Origin of the sequence: Streptococcus downei MFe28 (genome assembly GCF_900459175.1) — a bacterium.
Taxonomy (GTDB): domain Bacteria; phylum Bacillota; class Bacilli; order Lactobacillales; family Streptococcaceae; genus Streptococcus; species Streptococcus downei.
Window position 1 is genome coordinate 1,611,842 of sequence record NZ_UHFA01000002.1, and the last position, 20,460, is coordinate 1,632,301.

Consider the following 20,460-nt stretch of genomic DNA (forward strand, 5'->3'; position numbering starts at 1 on the left):
GACGACGACACCCATAAGTTTTTTAGACCGCCTTTTCGGGACTCATTAACCCTATTATTTTAACACAAAAAAAAGGAAGTTCCCATTATTTGGCAGAACTTTCCTATCATTATTGATTATGGCTGGCCGTTCATTTAGACTAGCCCAAATTTTCATCTTTTTTTGAAAATCATTGAAAGCCAGTTCTAGTTAGCGTTTGAAAAGCCGCCGAAACCTTCGGACAGGCCCTTGTTGAGGTGCTTGATGGAATCGCTACCTGGGATTGGTGAGAGGCCGAAAGAACCTTCCGAAGTAAAGGCTTGGAGCAGACCAGGGGTCCAATGGGCCTTTGCCAACTGTTCTGGCGAGATTTCATGGACAATGTTGTCGCCCTTGCCTTCATCAATCTTCTTACCAAAGAGAGGATCAACCAGGGTACCCCGACCGACGGCAATCAGGTCGGTATGATTTTCAACCGCATCCCTGGCCGCTTCTTCTGAAAAGACCCCACCGACAACCAGCAACTTGGTTTGGTCGTCGAGAATTTCCTTGAAGTAGTCCGCAAATGGTCGGTCAGCCCCTTGAGGCTTAGAAGCATAACCATCCCAGAGGGAGAGGTGAATATAGTCCAAATCATGCTTGATGACTTCCTTGATTAAAGCTATGGCATCTCTGTAGGTATAACCCACCGTGTCGCCGTAAATTTCTTCGGGACTAATCCGATAGCCAACGATAAAATCATCAGTGGCATATTGGGCAACAACTCGCACTTGATTTCTTCAAGCACAGCAAGGGGAAAGGCCATGCTTTTTTCAAGGCTGTCCTACACTTATCAATCCTTTTATTGGAATAGGCTGAGAAGAATTGCTGGATACCATAGTGATTGGCCCCGTGAATTTCCACCCCATCAAAGCCAGCATCCATAGCTCGCTTGGTGGCCCGTCCGAAGTCCTTGATAATTTCTTCAATCTCTTCACCAGTCATTTCCCGAACCGGATAAGAAAGGAAGGAGAAATCAATTGCTGAGGGGGCTAGAACTTCTTTGCCTTTGGCAGCCTGCCCTGTAGCTTCACGCCTATCCTGATGGATTGCAAAATGGCCTTATTGCCATCCTTCTTGAGGGCTTGAGCAATAGACTTGACGGACTCAAGATTAGTATCATCATAAATCCCTAACTGCTCAGGAATACGAATACCGGCGAGCAGGCAATGATCACCCATCTCACTCACGTAGTGATATTCAACAATTAGCTGTAATATATTTAAATACAGATTTCCATCAATTGTATGTTTTTTATGTACTCTACAACTTCAGATCTTTCAGGAAGTCATCCAGTTCTTTTTGGCTTTCGGGGTTGGTGCCCTTGAGTTGGCCCAGCATGGCCATGAGTTCAGACGTCTTTTCTTCGATGGCTTGATTGGTTGTTTTGATATTGGCGACAATCTCCGTCAGAGGTGCCACTTCTTCTTCCTCGAAGGTGTCAACATAGCGAGGGATATTAAGGTTGAAGTCGTTCTCTTCGATTTCCTCAAAGCTGGCCAGATGGGCGAACTTATCCGAATCCTTGCGTTTGCGATAGGTCTCCAGAATCTTCTCAAGATGGCTGTCTTCCATGATGTTTTGGTTCTTACCCTTGGTAAATTCTTTGGAAGCATCAATGAAATAGACATCCCGCTCTTGGCGGTCCTTCTTGAGAATAATGACCGTCGTCGGAATCGAGGTATTAAAGAAAATATTGGCTGGCAGGCCGATTACGGTATCAATAGCCCCTTCTTCCAAGAGGTGCTTGCGAATAGTACCTTCGGCATTGCCCCGGAAAAGAACCCCGTGTGGCAAAACGATGGCCATGACGCCACCGTCCTGCTTGAGGTGAAAATAACCGTGCAAGAGGAAGGCCAAATCTGCCTTGGACTTAGGCGCCAGTTTGCCAAAAGGTGAGAAACGAGGGTCCTGAAGGAAACCAGCATCCGCTGACCACTTGGCCGAATAGGGCGGATTCATGAGAACCGCATCGAAATTGGTCGGCTCCTGGGTCGGCCAATCCTCATCCAGGGTATCGGCATTGTGGAGCTTCTGATTTTCAATAGGAACCCCGTGCAGAATCATGTTCATCCGAGCCAGATTGAAAGTGGAGGTGTTGAGCTCCTGGCCAAAATAGGCTACGGTATTAGGCTTGTGGCTATACTTCTTGGCATTGAGGAGGAGGGAACCTGACCCCATGGTCGGGTCATAGAGACTAAAGCCCTGCTTGTCCTCGCGCCCCATGAGGGCAATCTGGGTCATGAGCTTGGCCACAGGCTGGGGCGTATAGAACTCACCCGCCTTCTTGCCCGAGTCGGTCGCAAACTGACCGATCAGATACTCATAGGCATCCCCCAGCATATCACCAGCGTGACCAGCCACATCCAGAACTGCCAGCTCCTTCATGACATTGGCAATAGTCTGGTTCTGCTTCTGAGGTGTGGCCCCTAGCTTTTTGGAATAGAGGTCAATGTCCTCAAAAAGATTCTCAAAGAGCTCATCATCCTGCTCGATATTGCGGAAACCTTGGGCTAAGTGCTCCAGCTGAAAGGTCCCGGCATTAATCTCCTGCACCAGAGCCGTAAAGGTCAAATTTGGTTCAATGGCATAGGAAAGCTCATCTTTGACTACAAGAAGCAAGTCATCATGAGTGGATTCATCTTCATAGTAGCCCCGATAAATCTCTAGAGCCTGCTCCAAATCATCGGTCTCCTCTTGCATGGTCTCTACCACATGAAAGAGCATCTTATCTGAGAGGTACTTGTAGAAAACCATGCCCAAAAGATAGGACTTGTAATCATTGGCATCCATCTTGGAGCGCAGAATATCCGCCGAGTTCCAGAGGGCCTGATAAAGCGACTGCGAGGTTTGTATTTCTGACATAGGTGTTGTTTCCTTTAGTTTGATGGTAAATAGCAGAGCTGACTCTTGAAGGAGACCGCTCTAAATGAAGGGACTTAAAATCTGACCAATTCAGCCCCATTTTTATGATAAAATAGACTTGAACGTAAATCCAGTAGATTTAATAAGCCCAGGAGGTAGACCATGAAAAGCATTAAAATCCAGCAAGTGGGAGAGAACCTCGTCCTAGTCCTGCCAGAAGACTTAGGCATCCAGACAGGACAAGAATTTGACCTCCAAGTCAAAGCAAACGGTGTCATTAGACTAATCCCTCTCCCAAGCAATCCCTTTCAGGGGGACGATGACTTAAGAATGACTGACGACTTCGAGGACATCAGGCTCCTAGACCAAGAAATCCAGTAATCTCAACCCTTCCCAGAGAATCCGCTCACCCATCTGAGCGGATTTTTGAGCGGATTATGAGCGGATTTTTATATTATTTTAAGCTGTATTGTCTGTCTCGTGTAGAACCTGACATGGCTAAGAGGTCTTTTTCGACAAAGCTTGTCAGATAGCGACGAACACTGGCATGACAATTTATTACTCAAATTTGTCTGGTCCATAAACCTTAATTTATCAGAGTCAAATTTATTAATTTTTACAGTGAAATTATTTTTCTCTAATGAACCTATTTTTTCCTAATATGGGATAAAATAAGCGGTCCATCACTATTCTGGTCTGGATTGAATTGAAAAATATTGAATTCGATTTCTTTCAAAAAATCTCGGTCAAGCCAATATCTAATAAAATTATCATCATTAAAAATATTAACAGCTTTCCAGAATTTTCCCCTAGATCTTTCCAAGAAGTTCCATAATATTTAAAATAGCTTAAATTGATATGTTTTAAAATCTGATCTTGATAGCTCAGGAAAGTCTATATTAATGCGCTCAAAAGCAATATTATCGCGGTAGTAACAATAATTTACTAAAATAAATAATAAGATGCTATAATCATTGATTTTAAATTCTTCGAGTTTTGTTTTCCAAAAAATATATAATAACTCCTCAAAGTCAACTTCCACATCATTCTCCCTGATGTACTTTTCGGTTACTCTCCTAAGTATAAAATCCACAGAATAACTCACATTACCGGTCTTCGCAGGCTCTCCCAACGCAATTTTGAGAAGCATTGTTTTCGTAGTTTCAGGAAAGTTATCATATTTATCTTGAAGGTAAATATAAAAGTCACTAATAATTTCAGAATCTGCAATGTAAGAACTGAGAGCTTTTTCATTATCAAAGATATTTTTTAGTTCTTCGTTTGTCAAATTACTCGGTGACTCATAAACATAGTAATCTTTCTTATTCGTTAGGAAGTCTCTTGGGAGTTGGTGTAATTCTGTTCTCAGGATTGTTTTGAGAATTTTTGGGATTATATCATCTCCAAGTTCTTCATCTGGTAATAGTAACACGATTTCGTCGTTAAAAAGTTTTGTATACCCGCCTGGATAAAATAAATAAATGTATATTACTACGAGTATTTGTTCTACCTGTACACGACCATATTTATTTCTATCAATAAATTCCTTGGTAACATAATCATTAAAATGAACTCTATCTCTTAAATTCCGTCTCTCTATTATAAAAAGTTGTTTAAATTCCTTACTTAAAGCAATATCATATTTTCTTTCAAACTCTTTGAAATATCCATTCCAAATATTTGACGGGTGAAGTCCAAATGGTAAATCAATCCTTCTATCGATAACTTTTGAAAGAAAATTGTCTGGTGCATTATCGTAAACTTTTTCAATATCTCCAACAAAAACTATTGGAAGTTTTCCATTTAATAATGCAAATAATTTGTACGATTCCTTTTGCTGTCCTTCGGTTAATCTATCAAAGTCGTCAATGATTAGGAGCTTATTTTTTATTTCAAGCCTTTCAAATTGACTAGCATAAAAAATATCAGATTTGGGTTTAAAAAATTGATAGATGGCAGCTCCTAATGCAATAACCCCGAATAAAAGGGTTATAAAGTTTGCCCATGCTCCAAATCTTTCATTAATAAAACTTTGTAATCCAAAATTAAATTGGGTCGTAAATAGCAAAGCTATGGCAACTATGGCAACAAGTAATCCCTTATATGACCTGTATAATTGTGGGTGTATCTTTGAAAAACCGACTTCAATAATCGATCTATTATCAGATAATCGCCATAAATCTAATACTACAAAGTCCATATTACTATAACTTTTAACCTCGTTTAGAAAGGTACTCTTTCCTGAACCCCAAGCTCCATTCAGAAAATAGGTTTTATTTTCTTCAAAAAGTTTAGCAACATTTTTAGCTGCTTCCCTTGTATCAATATGGTTTAATTCAATAAATCTTGTATCTTTGTTTTTTTCCAATAGTTTTATAAAGCTCCTCTAATAATATTAGACAAACATGTCCTGTAAAAGTTTCTTCTTCAAAGTTTTAAGTTCTTCGATTTTAGATTGGATTGATGATGTTAAATTGTCTAAGTTGGAGAAGAAAGTACCCAGAACACGTTGTTCATCAAGACTAGGAAATTGTATATAATAATTTCCTAATTGTGGAGCTGTTAATTGAGGAACTCCCGTCGATTCATTATATATCCTGATAGAATTTATCATATTTTCTAAAAAATCAACATCAAAATCGTTTGATTGCAAACTCAATAATCGAACAATTGGAGTAAAACTAGTATGACGTGCGATAGCATGGCCAACGTCTCCTCTACCTGTGACAGTAACCGCAGGAGCTTTTACTTTATAATCGTCGTAATATCCAACAATACCTTTGTTGGTCAAGGCATTTGCAACAACAGGATACTTGTCGATAGTTTTAATTCTTGATTTATCTATATCGCCCCCTGCACTAATGTTCATCCTATTTTTCAGTTTATCTGTTTTCCACTCGCCATCAAATCCAGTTAAGCGGATTTCAGGGACTGTTTGACCATGCTTGGGAAACATTTTAGAAAGCATGGTAGATTTGAAAGATTTTAACTCTTCTAGCTTACGCTGATGAAGAGTAAGGAGGGTGTCCAACTGACGGAAAAAGTCACCAATGACGGTTTGTTCGGTAGAAGTTGGTAATATGACTGAAGCATTATTTAAATCAGTAGAATTTATACTTTCAAATGTTGAACCTGTGCTTAGTGCATTCCAATAACCTGACTGCTTCATTTTTCCAAGTATATGAAAAACAAATTCATTTCCTTTAATTGCAGCCACACCACGACCAATAACAACGTCATAATCCGTTTTCCCAACATCTCCTACAGGTGCTCTAACACTAATTATCAAGTCCCCTTTTTGTGCTTGCTTAGTTATTTGAGTCGTCCAAACACGAGGAACAACCCGATTATTTTTTATATCTGCATTCCCTTGAACAAGAATATGGTCATTTGGGTTTTCTGTGTAGTTTTCAGAACTTGGCGATTGTCCCATAACTATTTTCGCCACTTCCCCCAACTTCTGCTGTTCCCAAGCGTCAGTATAATTATTAAATCTTATCTTTGGAATTTTTTGCTTTGTCATTACTACTCCACTTCTATTTATTCACTAATTGCCAGTCATCATCAATTTTATTATTGCTAATCTCCCAAGGGTTAGAGATGTCAAAGATTTTATACTCGTGATACCTATCTTTTGTATCAAAATAAGATAATCTCACTTCATCGAAATCACTATTCAGTTCATTTTTTCCAACGACAAAGTATAGATTGAAACGTTTAATTTCATTACCCCGAATCAAAAAAGAATAAGACTCTTCATTACCAAAAATAAATTTTTCTTCATCATTTGAAGTAGAGGTTATCTGAATTGTTTGACCAACTCTTTTATTGTCCAAGTAAAGAGTCAAATTCAAATTTCTCACGACTTGCTTTACGGACTTCGTATTATGAATCTCTAACCATAAGGGAACTTGAAATAGCATATCAGAAATCCCTTGAAAAAATCCCCAAGGTTTCTGATTGGAACGATTATAGACGGATTTAATATATAGTTTCACTTTTCCCTTATGCGACAGAAAACTATTAAACAGGGTTTGTGCAAACATACCTATAAGCGTAGACACAAAAGATACTACCCCACCGATTAACAACAATTGATATTGAGGATTTTCAAAAAATGATTTCATTAAAATTATCACTCTCCATAAATATCCATAAAGCTATCAATATCTGTAATATCTGTATTAAGCGTCAAACTTTCAATTTTTTCTTCATCAATAAAACAATTCTCATCTAACCTCTTATCACTTTTTAGCCAGTTTGAATTCCAAAGTTTAACAGAATTTTTGTCACTTACTTTTTTACACATCCTATTTTTGTAGTCTTTGGTCCTATCAACAGTTAAAGAGATACGTTGAAGCCAGATTTCTACAAAATCTGAATTTGGGAGTGATTGATACTTTTTCAGTATCCTATCAATCAAAGCTGGAATTTCTTCTGGAGCTACATATTCAAACAATTTTGCTAGGATAGTTGCTGATATTTCAATCGTCTTTGGATTATTAATCATAATAGAGACTATTATACTAATCAGTTGAGGAATATCCGAAAGTTGATTTACTTGTGAGTCTAACGTGCTAATTCTATATTTAAAAAATTCAGTCAGAGCTTTTTTCAATTGTCCACAATTTAGAAATTTATCACCTAGTAACTTTATTTGCAGTAAATGTTTCTGCATAGAAAGCTTATATTCTCTGATATGTGATTCTCTTGCAGTCTCAAAATTTATTTTAGTAATTTTATTATAAAAGCCAACATTCTGACTTGTCCAGTAAAGTTTATCTGGCTTAATAGCATCTACAATAATATCCTTACATAAAAAGGTCTTCTTTGAATTAATTTTTAAATTTAATTCTAGTAAAATCTCAGAAAGAAGCTTCATTAATCTCTCAGCTACATCAAGCTGATTGGTGAAAATTCTATAATCATCCCGGTATCGTAAAACTTTGAAACCTGTAATACCACATTCTGTTGCTTTTTTTGACAATAGGATATCAGCATAGCCTAGAACTATCTCTGCGATAAAATCCATCAAGGCACTTCCTTGAGGAATTCCATTAGTTTGACCATTCTGCATTTGTCGTATTTTGGAATCTATAGTATTTCCAAGTCCTTTACTTCTATCTTTCTTTGCCCACTCTTTACCATGAATAGCCCATGGGATTGTATGTGTATAAATTGAAGGATAGCAATCTGTGATATCAGTTTGCAAACAATAATTATAATCTAATGCTAATTCAATTTGTGCCTGCTCTAAATTTTTCCACCAATTTAGTATTTGTTCAGCTTGATCTTGTTTTTTTCCTGTTGACTCAAGAGGTACAGATATACAGATAATTTTCTCGTCCGATTGAAAATCACGAAACCTGCTTTTTAGTTCATCCCAGTTTTCTTCCTTTGTTATCAAACGAACTAAATCAACATACAATATGGGGTGAATTAGTTGTAAACTCCTCCAAGCGTATTTTGCATCTTTGTTGGTAACTATTGTTAAATTTACATCCGTTGCAAATCTTTTTAATGCCTTTTTTGTGTATATAATACTTTTTAACTCAGATCTCCCCAATATATTTTTGGCATTCTCTAATAAGTTCTCAACACTAAAATAAGGAGGTAGCTTGATGTTAGAATAGGATGTCGGTTTGAGAAAGAAATCTTGAGCTTCCTTATTCGACATATCCAATACACTCTTTTGATTCATACTTATTAGAGCCACCTTCCTGAAAATTTCACTATTTATTATACCATCATCTTAGTGGCTTATGTGATTGTTGTCTGCTGTATTAGTTAATTTTATTTTAAATTCTTCGCTAATATCGCTAACATATTTTCCATTTCAACACCATCTGTCTTGACCAATCCTGTATCAACTTTATTAAATAGTGAGTTAATGATAATCAGACGTTCATTTTCATTGATTGATTCACCATCATAAGTCAAGGCTTGGAAGAAGCGTGTCATAGCTGCTTTTTGCTCATACTCAATAGCCAAATGGTTGTTTGACATTGACAATTTCACAAGTATTCTAATGATGTAAATAAAGAAGGAAATAATAGCAACTACAAAGAAAGATTGTGATAAGAACGGAATCTTTTTACTTATATCCAGTGGAAATTCATATAGAAACCATACTAGCATTGAAAAAATTAATGCCAACATTATTGAGGCTCCAACGAGGAAATATGTCCAAAACTTAGCCTTCTTCCGATAATTTTCAGCACGTAAATTCCAAAGTTTTTCAGGCTCTTCTAATTGTAATTTGTTTTTATATGTTTCTTCAAGCTCTCTTAACTTATTTTCTTTTTCTTCCTCCCATTTCTCCATGTTTTCAGTAAAATTATTCAAATACTGCTGATAAATGAAACTTTTAATTTCATCGAGATTAAACTCTTCAATCTTTGAAAAGTGGCCTCTGATTTCATTTATCTTAGAATTGATATCATTCCAACTATTTGTAATGTCAATTGGAATCTCTTCATGCTCTATAGACTTCCAAATATCCAAATTTTGTTTTGAAATCCTTTCGAGTTCAATAAAGGTTAATTGTTTCTTCTCATAGTTTATAGAGTAATCATCATCAACTTCAATTTCAAACCTAATTTTACTATCCATAAGATTAGCAATCTGCTGCTTTGTGTAAGTCAAATTATCTCCCTCCTAAAATTAGAATTGTAACTTTTTTCTCATCCTCTATTATACACCTCTTCTAGTCCTCCCACCACTTATCCTAACTAAAAAACACGACAGCCTCGTCGTGTTGATTCATATCATTGCTACTAAGATTAACTATTACTGCCTAGCTTTTTATTGGCGATGGCGTCGGTTAGGGTCTGGGAAAAATTAAGTCCTAACTGACGCCCTAGTCTGTCGGCCCAGCGGGGGATGGTCAGGGTTTTCTTGATGGGCTCCTGGTTACCCCGATAGTTGGCCAGGTCCACGCTGACCATGGAGATAAAGGACTTATCAGGGTCATAGTTGAGGGTCATGTCCTCGTCATCCTTAAAGGGATTATTGACTTCCAGAGACAGGCTGTTGATGTCTGAGGGCTGAGCCAAGCTTCTGCCCTGCTCTAGGGCATCTGCCAGGGTTATTCCCAGATAGTCACTAGCCATGAAGATGGCATGGGCTGGTGATTCCCCTTGGGTGGCTGAGAGCTCAATATCTGGAAAGCTGACAAAGTAAGGATTGGCTGACTCCTCGTTTGGGTCGTAGTAAAAGAGAGCGGGATAAGCGACTAGCATGATAGACCTCCTTCTGGATGGGGCTGGACTACTTAGATGAGGCCAGCTTGTTTTGATGATAGGTTTACCCCACCAAAGCTTAATGATTTCTGCCTCTTCCCTCTAAACAGATAAGTTAATTTCCCTAAAAAATTGATTCATGTCAATACAGTTCACATTCAATTGGTGGCAAACATCAGGGATTTTTGCATTTCGACTAGGGCGTCCTTGATTTAGATTGGTAACCGGTTGCTCACTCGTCACTACAGTATAGCCTTCTTCTTTAGAAATAGCGATTAACCAAGGGTCCGCAATTTTTTCATGTGCCCATCCCTTATCAGCTATTAAGGCTTCCTGTTTATAAAAGCCACATGTTTGGATATGCTCCAGAACTTCTCCCCATTCTTGAGCATAATCACGATGATCTAAAAGATCTTTATTGTAGTTTTCGGATAACCAAGCTTTAAAAGCTTCATTTTGATAATTTTCAGAGACAACTATTTTAGGGATGATAACATTTTCATTTAATAGCTTTGGTAATTTTTGCCAAAAGCTGGGAAAGAATTCTTTTCGGTAATATCTATCATAGAAGTTGATGTAAATATTTGAATCTAATAGGTATTTCAAGCAATCTTCCCTCCTTTAAGTAGAGCTTGATAACCCTTATAGCCTACTCCAACAATATTGAAAGCATCGGTATAGGTTATCTTATTTTGTAAGACAGCATTGTTTACATAATTAAAGAAGTTGTGGTCCATCCTAAAATTAAGATTTAATCGGTAATTACCGCCAGAATCTTCCTTGCGCTTGGGGCTGGATTCAAATTCCAGGTCAAGTTCTTTGATAATAGCATCATATTCCTTTTGACTTATGAACTGACAGTCCAACAACCGCCTTGTAATAACATACTGGCTAACCTCAAAAGAATGAGCCAGATGGCTTAATTGTTGCCGATAAGTCTGGTCTGCTGTTAGTAAATTATTTAGTTCCTGCTTGGGTACTAGAATTTCACCAGTAACTTTGTTTACCAAAGCCTCCAAAGAATTGCTTGACCTTGCTTCCTTTGATGTATATAAATCACTATCTCCTAGAAAGAGATGGACAAACTCATGGATTAAAGTAAAGAGCCGTCCAGTCTTTGAGTCCCTTTGGTTAATAAAAATAATAGGTGCTTTGGAGTCTGATAGAGCAAATCCTCGAAATTCTGACAAATCAAGCTTTCGATGGCTATTATCTTTCACTTTTCCATTGAAAAATACGAATACACCAGCTTGACTAATTTTTTCCCGATATTTTTCTAATCTTTTTTTACGGTCATCCATCCCAAGATGAGCCTGGACAGCATGCAATAAATCCTCACTACTGTCATTAATTGTGAATGACCCAACAAAATCCAAGCTATCTTCGATTTCAGATTTTAGGAATTCTTGCTTCTCTTGCATTTCTAAAATAGTATCTCTTAACTCCGGACTCATATCATCAATAGTCTGCGAATTAATTGTTCGGAAATTAACGCTTGTTGCAGTTGAGTCAATCTTTTGCTTTAAAAGCAGGACACCTGTAGGTAGATTAAGACGCTTGGCAATTTTAGAAATCTGATTAAAAGTTGGCTTCTTCTTGCCCTCCAATATATCCTCTATTTTAGGGACATCTTTTCTTATTATTTCCATTGGGATATTGGATGCTTTGATATAGCTTTTTAAATTTTCCGTATTGATAGCCACTTCCTTAGCCATGTCTCCACCTCCTATCTCATGATTGTCGTAAAAGCAAGACTTATACTACTTATATTTTAACATAGATATTATGGTAATTGGACTCCTTCTTAAACCTTAGCTAGTTTGTTGGCGGGAACCATTGAGGTTTAATCCTTGGTATCCAATCACTTCATTTATTTTTTCGGATTTATTTTTGACTTTGCTCAAGTTCAGGACTTTTGAATAAGTGATAGGGCCAAGCCTAGGCTGGCAAAATCAGGACTCTAGCCTACTTATAGATGTCCCTCCTATGACCAAACTCTAAGGCCAGAATGATCAACTTGTCGTCCTCAATATCACAAATCAAGCGATAGTCGCCGATACGATACCGCCACTCTCTAGCGTGATTGCCCGTCAGTCCTTTCCCAAACTGTCTAGGGTTGTCGCTTCCGTCTATATGCTTGTCAATCCAAGAAAAGAGGAATCTCTGAACAGACTTATCCAACTTTTTAATTTGCTTCTGGGCTTTCTTGGAATAGCGAACCTGATACATTTAGAAACCTAATTCCTTTTTAAAATCTGCGTGAGAAAGAGTCTCTGGATCCTCTTGGTAGGCTCGATAGGCCTCTTGATAGAGTTTCAAATCATACTCATCTTCAATGGCCTTTTCCAGAGACTTTTTAAAGAGGGTTGAAAGACTGACTCCTGTAATCTGAGCATAGGTTTTAAAGAAGTCTTCTTCATCTTTGTTTAATCTGACTGTTACTGTACTCATCATGCTTCTCCTTGTGTAACACATTGTAGCACCCCCTTTTGAAAAAGTCAAACTAAGTCTGTAAAAGACACCCTATCGAGTGCCTTCATTATTTATTCATAATTAATCCGATTTTTTTGCTCCTATTGCTTAGCTAACAGGGGATAGATGACCTCTTGGATGAGCTTAAGATAGTCTTCCTTGATGGCCTTCTTGTATTTGAGGGGATTGAGGGGTTCAGCGACTTGGGCCTTATAGTCCTGATAGCGCTGGCTGGCGATCAGTTCGCTTTCGCCCGCTTGCTTTTGCGCCTTAGGGTTATAGTGCTTGGCCAGATAGTAGAGTTCCTCCTCACCGATATACCACTTCCTTGCCAGCTGGGTGACCTCTTGTTCAATGACCTGGTCAATCATTTCTTCCAAGAGCTCAGTCACCGACTGACCTTGGTAGCTCTGTGGGTCTTTCTGAATGGACTGCCAGAGCTGGCTGACCACCTTGGCCAACTCAGGCCGGCGCTTGGCTAGATCGGCGATATAGCTATCAATAGTTGTCAAGTCATCTGGTGAAAAGGACTTGACTTCCTTAGCATCTTGACCAATCAGGGCCTGAATCAGGTTGATAATATAGTCGTAGTTGATGTCATCAACCTGGACGGCCTCCAGCTCATACAGGATATCCAGTAAGTCATCATCAGTCTCCTCGTCATCTTCTTGCCGTCTGAGCTTCAACTCCGCTAGAACATTTTGATAGACACCTAAGTAGCTATCTAACTTATCTTGGCTTAGCCCAGCTTCACTATAGACCTGGTCTTGGTCATACTGACCATAGACTTGAATGGAGGCAAATGCTTTGTCAAACTCCTGATAGGCCTTAGCAAACTGCTTGAGCTGGGCGGTATCCGCCAAGTCAGGATCAATGCCCAGACCTGCCTGTTCAGAGATATGGCTGCGGAATTGCGCCAGCTTATCATCAAACTTAGCCTTCTCATCCTCCCATTCAGGGGCCAGAACATAGTTCTCCCCGCCCTTGGAGTAGAGCCAGAGGGCCTTATCCACAGCTTCTTTAAAGGCCTTGGGCTGTTGGAAGGTGATAATCTGACCAAACTTCTTGTTCTTGTCAAAAATCCGATTGGTCCTGCTAAAGGCCTGAATCAAGTGCTGGGGCTTGAGGGGATTGCGGTCCATAAAGAGGGTCTGAAGGCAGGGAGCATCAAAACCAGTCAGGAGCCGGTCGACAACGATTACTAAGTCCAACTGCTCCTTGCGGTTGAGATAGCGGTCTTCCTTTCTGGCCAGACGTTTATTGACATCGGTATTAAAGCCAGCCAAATCCGCTAGACCAAAATGGGTCCCAAATTCCTGATTATAGTCTTTTAGGGTCTCCTTCATCTTGTCTTGGTTGTAAGAAGAATCTTCCTCATTTTCTGTCAGAGACTAGGTGATGGTCATCTTTGGAAAATCAGGTAAGAGCTGCTTGGTCTTTTCAGAAATTTTCACACTGCTTCGACCTTCTTTGACAGCCTTAATCAGGTCATAGTAGGCCTGGGCCTGCTTGATGGAGGAGACTGTCAAAATGGCATTGTAGGTCTTGCCGATACCATTGCGAAATCCGAAAAGACGGGCGGGTTTGCTTAGGATATAGCGAAGAACTTCCAGCATGTGCTCTTGGGACTCATAAACCGAGTCAGGGATGGACTTTTCATCCAGCTCTTCACCAACCGTGGTCTGGTATTCCACCCGAAAACCGAGAACAGCCCCGTCATGGATGGCATTTTTAACGGTATAGGTATGCAGACAGTTGCCGTAGAGTTCCTCGGTAGTCTGTGCCAGATCACCTAGGGCTGCTCGGCGATTTTCACCAAAGATAGGGGTACCGGTAAAGCCGTACCAGAGGGAATGGATAAAGAACTTGGACAGGGAGCGTTTGGCCTGAGGCGTTACTGCCCTGTGACACTCATCAACAACGAAAGCGACTCGCAGCTGACGAATCTTATCCTGATTTGCTTGGTAATGACCCTGATCAAACTTTCGCATCATGGCAGAAATTTTCTGAATGGTGGTTACCACCACCCGCCGTTCCTTACCGGCCAGAGTCTTAATCAGATCCTTGCTGGAATTGGTCTCATCAATGTCAATGGTATCATTCTGAGCATAGGAGAGAAAGCTAGAGGTTGTCTGGTCATCCAAATCCTTGCGGTCAACGATAAAAATCGTCTTATCAATGGAAGGGATAGTCAGGAGGTTTCTGGCTACCTTATAGGAAGTCAGGGTCTTGCCTGAACCGGTCGTATGCCAGACATAGCCGGATTCTCCGCAATAGCTGGCTTCCTTGACCGCCTCAATAGCATGAATCTGGTAGGGCCGCAGCAAAATCAGGCTCTTCTTGCTATTATCCAGAACAGAGTACTGCATGACCAGCTGGTGGGCTTGAGGGATGGATAGGACCGCTTGGGCAAAGTCAAATAGATTGAGAACGGGCTGATTTTCTGTATCAACCCACTTGGTTAAAAAGCGAGGATTGAGCTTATTCTCCTTGGCTGCTGCAATATAGCGGGTGTCTTCTATATTAGAGATGACGAACATCTGCAGGCTGGAAAAGATGCCACGGAACTTGCCCTCCTTATCATATTTTTTGAGTTGATGAAAGGCATCCATGAAGGGGCTGTGCTGACTTTTCAGCTCTAATTGAATCAAGGGCAGGCCATTGATGAGGAAGGTGACATCCCCTCGGCGGTTATGGTCCAAGTCGTCTTCCGCAAAGGTCTTAACTTGATTGACAATCTCGTAGGAAGATTTTCCGCCAGCCACATGGTCACGAAAGAGGACATCTAGATTGATGGTGCCCAGACGGGCATCTTCTCTTTGAATCCGAACCTTGGCAATGCCATTTTCTCCGACCAGCCACTTGGCTGCTTCATAGTAGTTGACAAAGTTGAGCTGGTTTTGAATTTGCGACTTCTCCTGCTGGGTCAAGGGGTGTCCATCTAGGGCAGGGACATTATTTTGCTCCAATTTGAGGAAAAAATTATCCCACAGCTCTGCTGGAGTCTTGAGATCTGGCCGATAGGTCCATTGACTGTCGCCACTTATTAGGGTCTGAATTAAACGCTTTTCTTGCTGGGTTTCTTGATATTGGGGCATCTTATGCCTTTCTAATCTAGTTTGATAATTTAATTATAGCATATCCAGAATTGCTGGAAGGCCAGCCTCAGATAATTTTAGGCAAGGAAGAAGTCCGAAACAAGGCTCCATAAGGACTTGATGACCACTCCTAGCCCTGCATCCAAAATGACTATAAGCTCCCTTTTTCATGATGGTCAGACCTACTCTACTTCTTTCATTCTCGGCCAAGTCATTTCATGGGCGGTTTTATGCTACAATAAGAGAAGAGGAATGAGGAAATACTATGAAAACCTATGAGAAAATTTACCAAATTTTGTGGGAGGCTCACGATTTCGTTAGTGGACAGGATTTGGCTGACCAGCTAGATGTCTCAAGGACGGCCATTTGGAAATCTATGAAAACTCTTGAAAGCAAGGGCTTGGTTATTGAGCCCATCAAGAACCGAGGCTACCGGCTGCTTCTTGGTGACCTGCTCCTGCCTGACGAAATTACATCAGCCACAGGCCTAAAGGTTTATCTCAATGAGACTTCTGCCTCCACTCAAGAGGATGCCAAGGAGGGCATTAAAAAAGGGCAGCCTTCTCCTGCCATTTATCTAGCTCCCAATCAAAGGTCGGCTCGAGGTCGTTTTTCACGCCCCTTCTTTTCTCCTGAATCGGGCGGCATCTATATGTCCCTCCACCTGCAACCCAACCTGCCCTACGACCAGGCTCCTGCCTATACCCTCATGGTAGCTTCCAGTATTGTCAAGGCTATTTCTCGACTGGCGGGCATCGACTGCCAGATTAAGTGGGTCAATGATATTTATCTGGGTCAAAAAAAGCTAGCTGGCATCCTGACCGAGGCGATTTCCTCCATTGAGACGGGACTGATTACTGATGTCATTATTGGAATTGGGCTTAACTTCCTAGTGCCTGAATTTCCTGAGGACTTGCAGGACAAGGCTACTAGCCTCTTCACCAAACAAGCACCTATCAGCCGCAATCAGCTGATTGCTGAAATCTGGAACATTTTCCAAAATACTCCTGAGCGAGATCTCATAAAAGTTTACAAAGAAAAATCACTCGTTCTGGATAAACGAGTGACCTTTGTGGAAAATCAATTATCTTATACTGGTCTAGCGACTGACATTACTGACAGCGGCCAGCTAGTCGTCCGGCTGGATGATGGTCAAGAAAAAGTCCTTAATTCTGGGGAAATTAGTCTCTCTTCTTGGGACTATTAGTCCCTTGGCCATGAGATAGGGATTTAAGCAATTCCTTGAGCAGACGGTCTGCCAGATAGGCATTCTGCAAATTGCGAATAATGAGGAAGGCCCAAAAGGCCGCCAACCAAAAATGTCCTGTAAGCAAGGCATCGCTGAAAAAGTAACTTTCAACAGCACACCAGAGAGCCATGCTGATAAACTGTAATCGATTCATATAAGGTCATTATAGCAGAAATTCCACCGCAATGGTGGATTTTTTTACGCTTATTACTATTTAGTGGGATTTTATTGACCGCTTGTTAAGAAGGAAAGCACATTTTCTGATTGGTGACTAGCCCAGTCAGACCTGATTTGATAGGGCTGGTTATTACTAATTAGTGAAAGGTTATCAACAACTGAGACCTCTTGCAGACAATCGGTATTTGCTCTGCTGAATCGGCCAGCAGTCTCAGTTCGTCTAGTCTTCTTCCACTTCTAGCTTATCAGAGAGAAATTCAAAGCCGTCTGGAATCAGGCCATCCTCTTCCTTAGCTTCTACTTGATCATCTGGGGAGTCTGATGAAACCTCTGAACCTTTTTGACCTCGCATCTTTTGGGCAAATTCGGCACGGATTTCTTCAAAATCAGCCTTGGGCACGGCCATAATCTGCGGAGAAAAGCCGGCGGCCTGGCTCATAATATTACCAAACATGGTATTGAGGTCGCTGCGTTTCATGGCCTGCTCGGCATTGAAAGCAGCTCGAAAGGCTAAAATAGCATTTTCACTATTGGCTAGGACTGGCTCAGAACCCAGCAACAGGGCGCGATCCTGGGGTCCGATAGAGTCTAAAATTTCATTCCAGGAGGACTTGAGGGCATCCAGATATTGGCGAGATTTTTCACTATCAGCAACCGTTTCTTCCATGATGGTCAAAATCTTGGCCTTGTCCACCTTGAATTTGAAATTAGTGGAAGCCTTGGGCTTGCTGACTGGAGCGGAAGCTGTGAAATTCCCCGTCTCTAGTTGAGCCTTAAGCTGAGCTACTTCTCTTTTGAGGATTTGAATTTCTTTCTCTAATTCTTCTGAGTTTCCAGCTCGGTCTTGACTTGGTGCTTGCTGGGCATCAGCCAGTTGGATGGTCATCATCTCCGCATAGATTTTCGGCTGGGTGCCGTTCTTTAGCTCAGGCATGGTCCGGGTGATGATGTCAATCATGGCAAAGAGCCGTCTCTGGTCCAGCGTCAAATTTTCCTCAAAAGCCTGCGAACTCCGACTAACCTGACCACCTGCCTGAACCAAAAGGATATCTCGCAGATAATCCAGTAGGTCGGTGGCAAAACGACTCATGCCCTTGCCACTATCAAAGATGGTATTGAGATTGGTCAGGGCGGCTAGGCTATCATGCTGGATTAGGTTGGCTAGATAATCATCCAGAGCCGCTTGACCGACAGAACCTGTGATTTCTTCAGCTATGGCTGCTGTCACCTGATTGTCGGCCGAAAGGCTGAGGGCTTGGTCTAGGATGGACAAGGCATCGCGCATTCCTCCTTCGGCCTGTCGAGCAATCAAATTGAGGGCCTGGTCCTCATAGGCGATGCCTTCCTTGTCCAAAATCTCAGCCATATGTTGGCGGATGGCAGTCTGCTTAATAGCCTTGAACTCAAAACGTTGAACCCGAGAGAGGATGGTCGCTGGAATCTTATGCAACTCGGTTGTCGCCAGGATAAAGACAACATTCTCCGTCGGTTCTTCCAAGGTCTTGAGCAGGGCGTTGAAAGCCCCTGTTGAGAGCATATGAACTTCATCAATAATATAGACTTTGTAGGTAGCCCGACTGGGCGCATAGGTCGACTTATCGCGAATTTCTCGGATTTCATCGACTCCATTGTTGGAGGCTGCATCAATTTCGATGACATCTTCCAGACTACCTTCGGTTATGTCTCGACAGATGTCACAGTCATTACAAGGCTCACCATCTACTTGATTAGGGCAGTTCATAGCCTTAGCAAAGATTTTAGCCACACTAGTTTTCCCAGTCCCCCGTGGGCCTGAAAAGAGATAGGCATGACTGATTTTTCCAGAAGCTACCGCCTGCTTGAGGGTGGTGGCCACTACTTCTTGACCAACTAATTCCTGGAAGGTCTGGCTGCGGTATTTTCGATAAAGGGCTTGGTACATTAGTTCTTAACTCCAAACATAGCAAAATTCCAGTCTGTCTTTTCCAACAGAATGGCCACAAATTGCTCCAAATAATCCTTGTCCATCTGGTCATAATCGCCAACCAAACTGGAATCCAAATCCAGTACACCGAGGAGCTGGTCGTCTTGATAGATAGGGACAACAATTTCTGAAAGAGCAGCTGAATCACAGGAGATATAATTGGCGTGCTGGGTCACATCGTCCACAATCAGCGTTTGATTTTTATGGGCGGACTCGCCGCAGACACCCTTGCCAAGCTGGATATGAACACAAGAGACCTTACCCTGGAAGGGTCCCAAAATCAATTCTTGGCCATCATAAAGATAAAAGCCGGCAAATACCGAATTGGGCAGGGCTTCCTTAATCAGGGCCGAGGCATTGGCCAGATTAGCGAGAACATTGGTCTCCCCTTCTAAGAGGGACTCCAACTGGACAAGCAACAAGTCATAAAGGGATTTTTTCTCTGAATTCGTCATAAGGTTATTATAGCAAAAATTGGGACCAGAGGCGAGCTGGCCAAGTCGTAGATTGGTAAAAGTAAAAAGCGAATTTAGGGGCAGGCTCCCGACTTCTTCGCAGACCATTAAAAAGACCTGAAATCGTCCTGATTTCAAGTCTAGAAGGAAGTTACTTGGCGCTTAATATTATTCTTCAGTTCCCAACAATTGATCACCAACAATAGCAGCAAAGATACCACCAACGATTGGTGCCAGGATAAAGATCCAAACTTGCTTGAAAGCAGAGCCACCGATAAAGAGGGCTGGTGCCAAGCTACGAGCTGGGTTGACCGAAAGTCCTGTGATGTTGAGGCCGACAAGAATCATCAGCACCAAGGTAAGTCCGATAACGATGCCAGCAATCTTGGCGTTACCCTTACTTTCAGAAGTTACGGTAACAATAACCAAAATAAAGATAAAGCTAGCCACTACTTCAAAGAGGAAACCTCCAAGAGCCGTTACGCCATCAGCCAAGGCATTTTGACCAAGACCGACCTTATCAACGGAAAGACCTGAGTTGCTGACCAAGAAATAAAGGAAGGAAGATGCCAAGAGGGCACCAACCACTTGAGCAACAATATAGCTAGCCAGATCCTTAGCATTAAGGCGTTTATTGACAAACATAGCGATTGAAACCGCTGGGTTGAGGTGGGCACCTGAAATCGTGCCAATTGAGTAAACTGCTGCTACGATGGACAAACCGAAGGCAAGAGCGATACCGACATGGCCGATCCCCTCCATACCATTACCAAAAGCGACAGTTCCCGTCCCAACGAAAACTAGGATAAATGTACCGATTAATTCTGCGAAAAATTTCTTCATTTTTCCCTCCCAAAAGTTTAGTTATTTAGTACGGGAATTATTATAGCCTTCCTTCTTTGAAGAATCAAATAATACGACT

17 protein-coding genes and 2 pseudogenes are annotated in these 20,460 nt (G+C 41.2%); 2 read left to right on the forward strand and 17 right to left on the reverse strand.

What is annotated here, in order from left to right; all coding sequences use genetic code 11:
* Window positions 1-185: 185 nt before the first annotated feature.
* Both DYE66_RS07730 and DYE66_RS07735 read right to left on the reverse strand, forming a co-directional pair.
* Window positions 186-1,262 (reverse strand): annotated as a pseudogene (locus DYE66_RS07730) (oxidoreductase).
* Window positions 1,263-1,281: 19 nt separating this feature from the next.
* Window positions 1,282-2,883: a type I restriction-modification system subunit M gene (locus DYE66_RS07735; RefSeq protein WP_115325089.1), complete on the reverse strand. Its 1,602-nt coding sequence runs from the start codon at window positions 2,881-2,883 to the stop codon at window positions 1,282-1,284.
* 162 nt (window positions 2,884-3,045) lie between these two features.
* On the opposite strand from DYE66_RS07735, the gene DYE66_RS07740 reads away from it, so the two are divergent.
* Window positions 3,046-3,264, forward strand: a complete 219-nt coding sequence (locus tag DYE66_RS07740) for a hypothetical protein (protein ID WP_019775018.1) — start codon at window positions 3,046-3,048, stop codon at window positions 3,262-3,264.
* Between the two features lie 457 nt (window positions 3,265-3,721).
* Here DYE66_RS07740 and DYE66_RS07745 read toward each other — a convergent pair whose 3' ends face one another.
* From DYE66_RS07745 to DYE66_RS07795, 11 genes and pseudogenes are all read right to left on the reverse strand, one after another.
* Window positions 3,722-5,251, reverse strand: coding sequence for a P-loop NTPase fold protein (locus DYE66_RS07745; RefSeq protein ID WP_167410116.1), 1,530 nt, complete (start codon window positions 5,249-5,251; stop codon window positions 3,722-3,724).
* 27 nt (window positions 5,252-5,278) lie between these two features.
* Window positions 5,279-6,406: a restriction endonuclease subunit S gene (locus tag DYE66_RS07750; RefSeq protein ID WP_115325091.1), complete on the reverse strand. Its 1,128-nt coding sequence runs from the start codon at window positions 6,404-6,406 to the stop codon at window positions 5,279-5,281.
* 13 nt (window positions 6,407-6,419) lie between these two features.
* Complete coding sequence (locus DYE66_RS07755; protein WP_115325092.1) at window positions 6,420-7,010, reverse strand: hypothetical protein; 591 nt, start codon at window positions 7,008-7,010, stop codon at window positions 6,420-6,422.
* Between the two features lie 8 nt (window positions 7,011-7,018).
* Complete coding sequence (locus tag DYE66_RS07760) at window positions 7,019-8,584, reverse strand: RNA-directed DNA polymerase (RefSeq protein ID WP_115325093.1); 1,566 nt, start codon at window positions 8,582-8,584, stop codon at window positions 7,019-7,021.
* Between the two features lie 92 nt (window positions 8,585-8,676).
* Window positions 8,677-9,528, reverse strand: a complete 852-nt coding sequence (locus tag DYE66_RS07765; RefSeq protein ID WP_115325094.1) for a DUF6161 domain-containing protein — start codon at window positions 9,526-9,528, stop codon at window positions 8,677-8,679.
* Between the two features lie 137 nt (window positions 9,529-9,665).
* Complete coding sequence (locus DYE66_RS07770; protein WP_002998207.1) at window positions 9,666-10,124, reverse strand: type II toxin-antitoxin system HicB family antitoxin; 459 nt, start codon at window positions 10,122-10,124, stop codon at window positions 9,666-9,668.
* 102 nt (window positions 10,125-10,226) lie between these two features.
* Window positions 10,227-10,730 carry a DUF4411 family protein gene (locus DYE66_RS07775; RefSeq protein WP_002998175.1) on the reverse strand — a complete coding sequence of 168 codons (504 nt, stop codon included), beginning with the start codon at window positions 10,728-10,730 and terminating at the stop codon, window positions 10,227-10,229.
* Window positions 10,727-11,839 (reverse strand): ImmA/IrrE family metallo-endopeptidase, encoded by a 1,113-nt coding sequence (locus tag DYE66_RS07780; RefSeq protein WP_002997951.1) that lies wholly within the window; start codon window positions 11,837-11,839, stop codon window positions 10,727-10,729. The genes DYE66_RS07775 and DYE66_RS07780 overlap by 4 nt, the downstream gene beginning before the upstream one ends.
* 250 nt (window positions 11,840-12,089) lie before the next feature.
* Complete coding sequence (locus tag DYE66_RS07785) at window positions 12,090-12,353, reverse strand: type II toxin-antitoxin system RelE family toxin (protein ID WP_002998538.1); 264 nt, start codon at window positions 12,351-12,353, stop codon at window positions 12,090-12,092.
* Window positions 12,354-12,575: a type II toxin-antitoxin system RelB family antitoxin gene (relB, locus tag DYE66_RS07790; protein WP_002997994.1), complete on the reverse strand. Its 222-nt coding sequence runs from the start codon at window positions 12,573-12,575 to the stop codon at window positions 12,354-12,356. It lies immediately after the preceding gene.
* Between the two features lie 122 nt (window positions 12,576-12,697).
* Window positions 12,698-15,694: pseudogene (locus DYE66_RS07795) on the reverse strand (type I restriction endonuclease subunit R, EcoR124 family).
* A gap of 265 nt (window positions 15,695-15,959) precedes the next feature.
* Here DYE66_RS07795 and birA point away from each other — a divergent pair.
* On the forward strand, window positions 15,960-16,901 hold the full coding sequence (birA, locus tag DYE66_RS07800) for a bifunctional biotin--[acetyl-CoA-carboxylase] ligase/biotin operon repressor BirA (RefSeq protein ID WP_002998016.1): 942 nt from the start codon (window positions 15,960-15,962) through the stop codon (window positions 16,899-16,901).
* On the opposite strand, the gene DYE66_RS07805 is transcribed toward birA, so the two are convergent.
* From DYE66_RS07805 to DYE66_RS07820, 4 genes are all read right to left on the reverse strand, one after another.
* Complete coding sequence (locus tag DYE66_RS07805; protein ID WP_277422187.1) at window positions 16,876-17,097, reverse strand: DUF3272 family protein; 222 nt, start codon at window positions 17,095-17,097, stop codon at window positions 16,876-16,878. The genes birA and DYE66_RS07805 overlap by 26 nt on opposite strands.
* A gap of 243 nt (window positions 17,098-17,340) precedes the next feature.
* Window positions 17,341-19,041, reverse strand: coding sequence for a DNA polymerase III subunit gamma/tau (dnaX, locus tag DYE66_RS07810; protein WP_002997718.1), 1,701 nt, complete (start codon window positions 19,039-19,041; stop codon window positions 17,341-17,343).
* Entirely contained in the window at window positions 19,041-19,538 is a 498-nt protein-coding gene (locus DYE66_RS07815; RefSeq protein ID WP_044123799.1) for a GAF domain-containing protein, read from the reverse strand. The genes dnaX and DYE66_RS07815 overlap by 1 nt, the downstream gene beginning before the upstream one ends.
* Before the next feature lie 168 nt (window positions 19,539-19,706).
* Window positions 19,707-20,381: an MIP/aquaporin family protein gene (locus DYE66_RS07820; RefSeq protein ID WP_002998247.1), complete on the reverse strand. Its 675-nt coding sequence runs from the start codon at window positions 20,379-20,381 to the stop codon at window positions 19,707-19,709.
* Window positions 20,382-20,460: the final 79 nt, after the last annotated feature.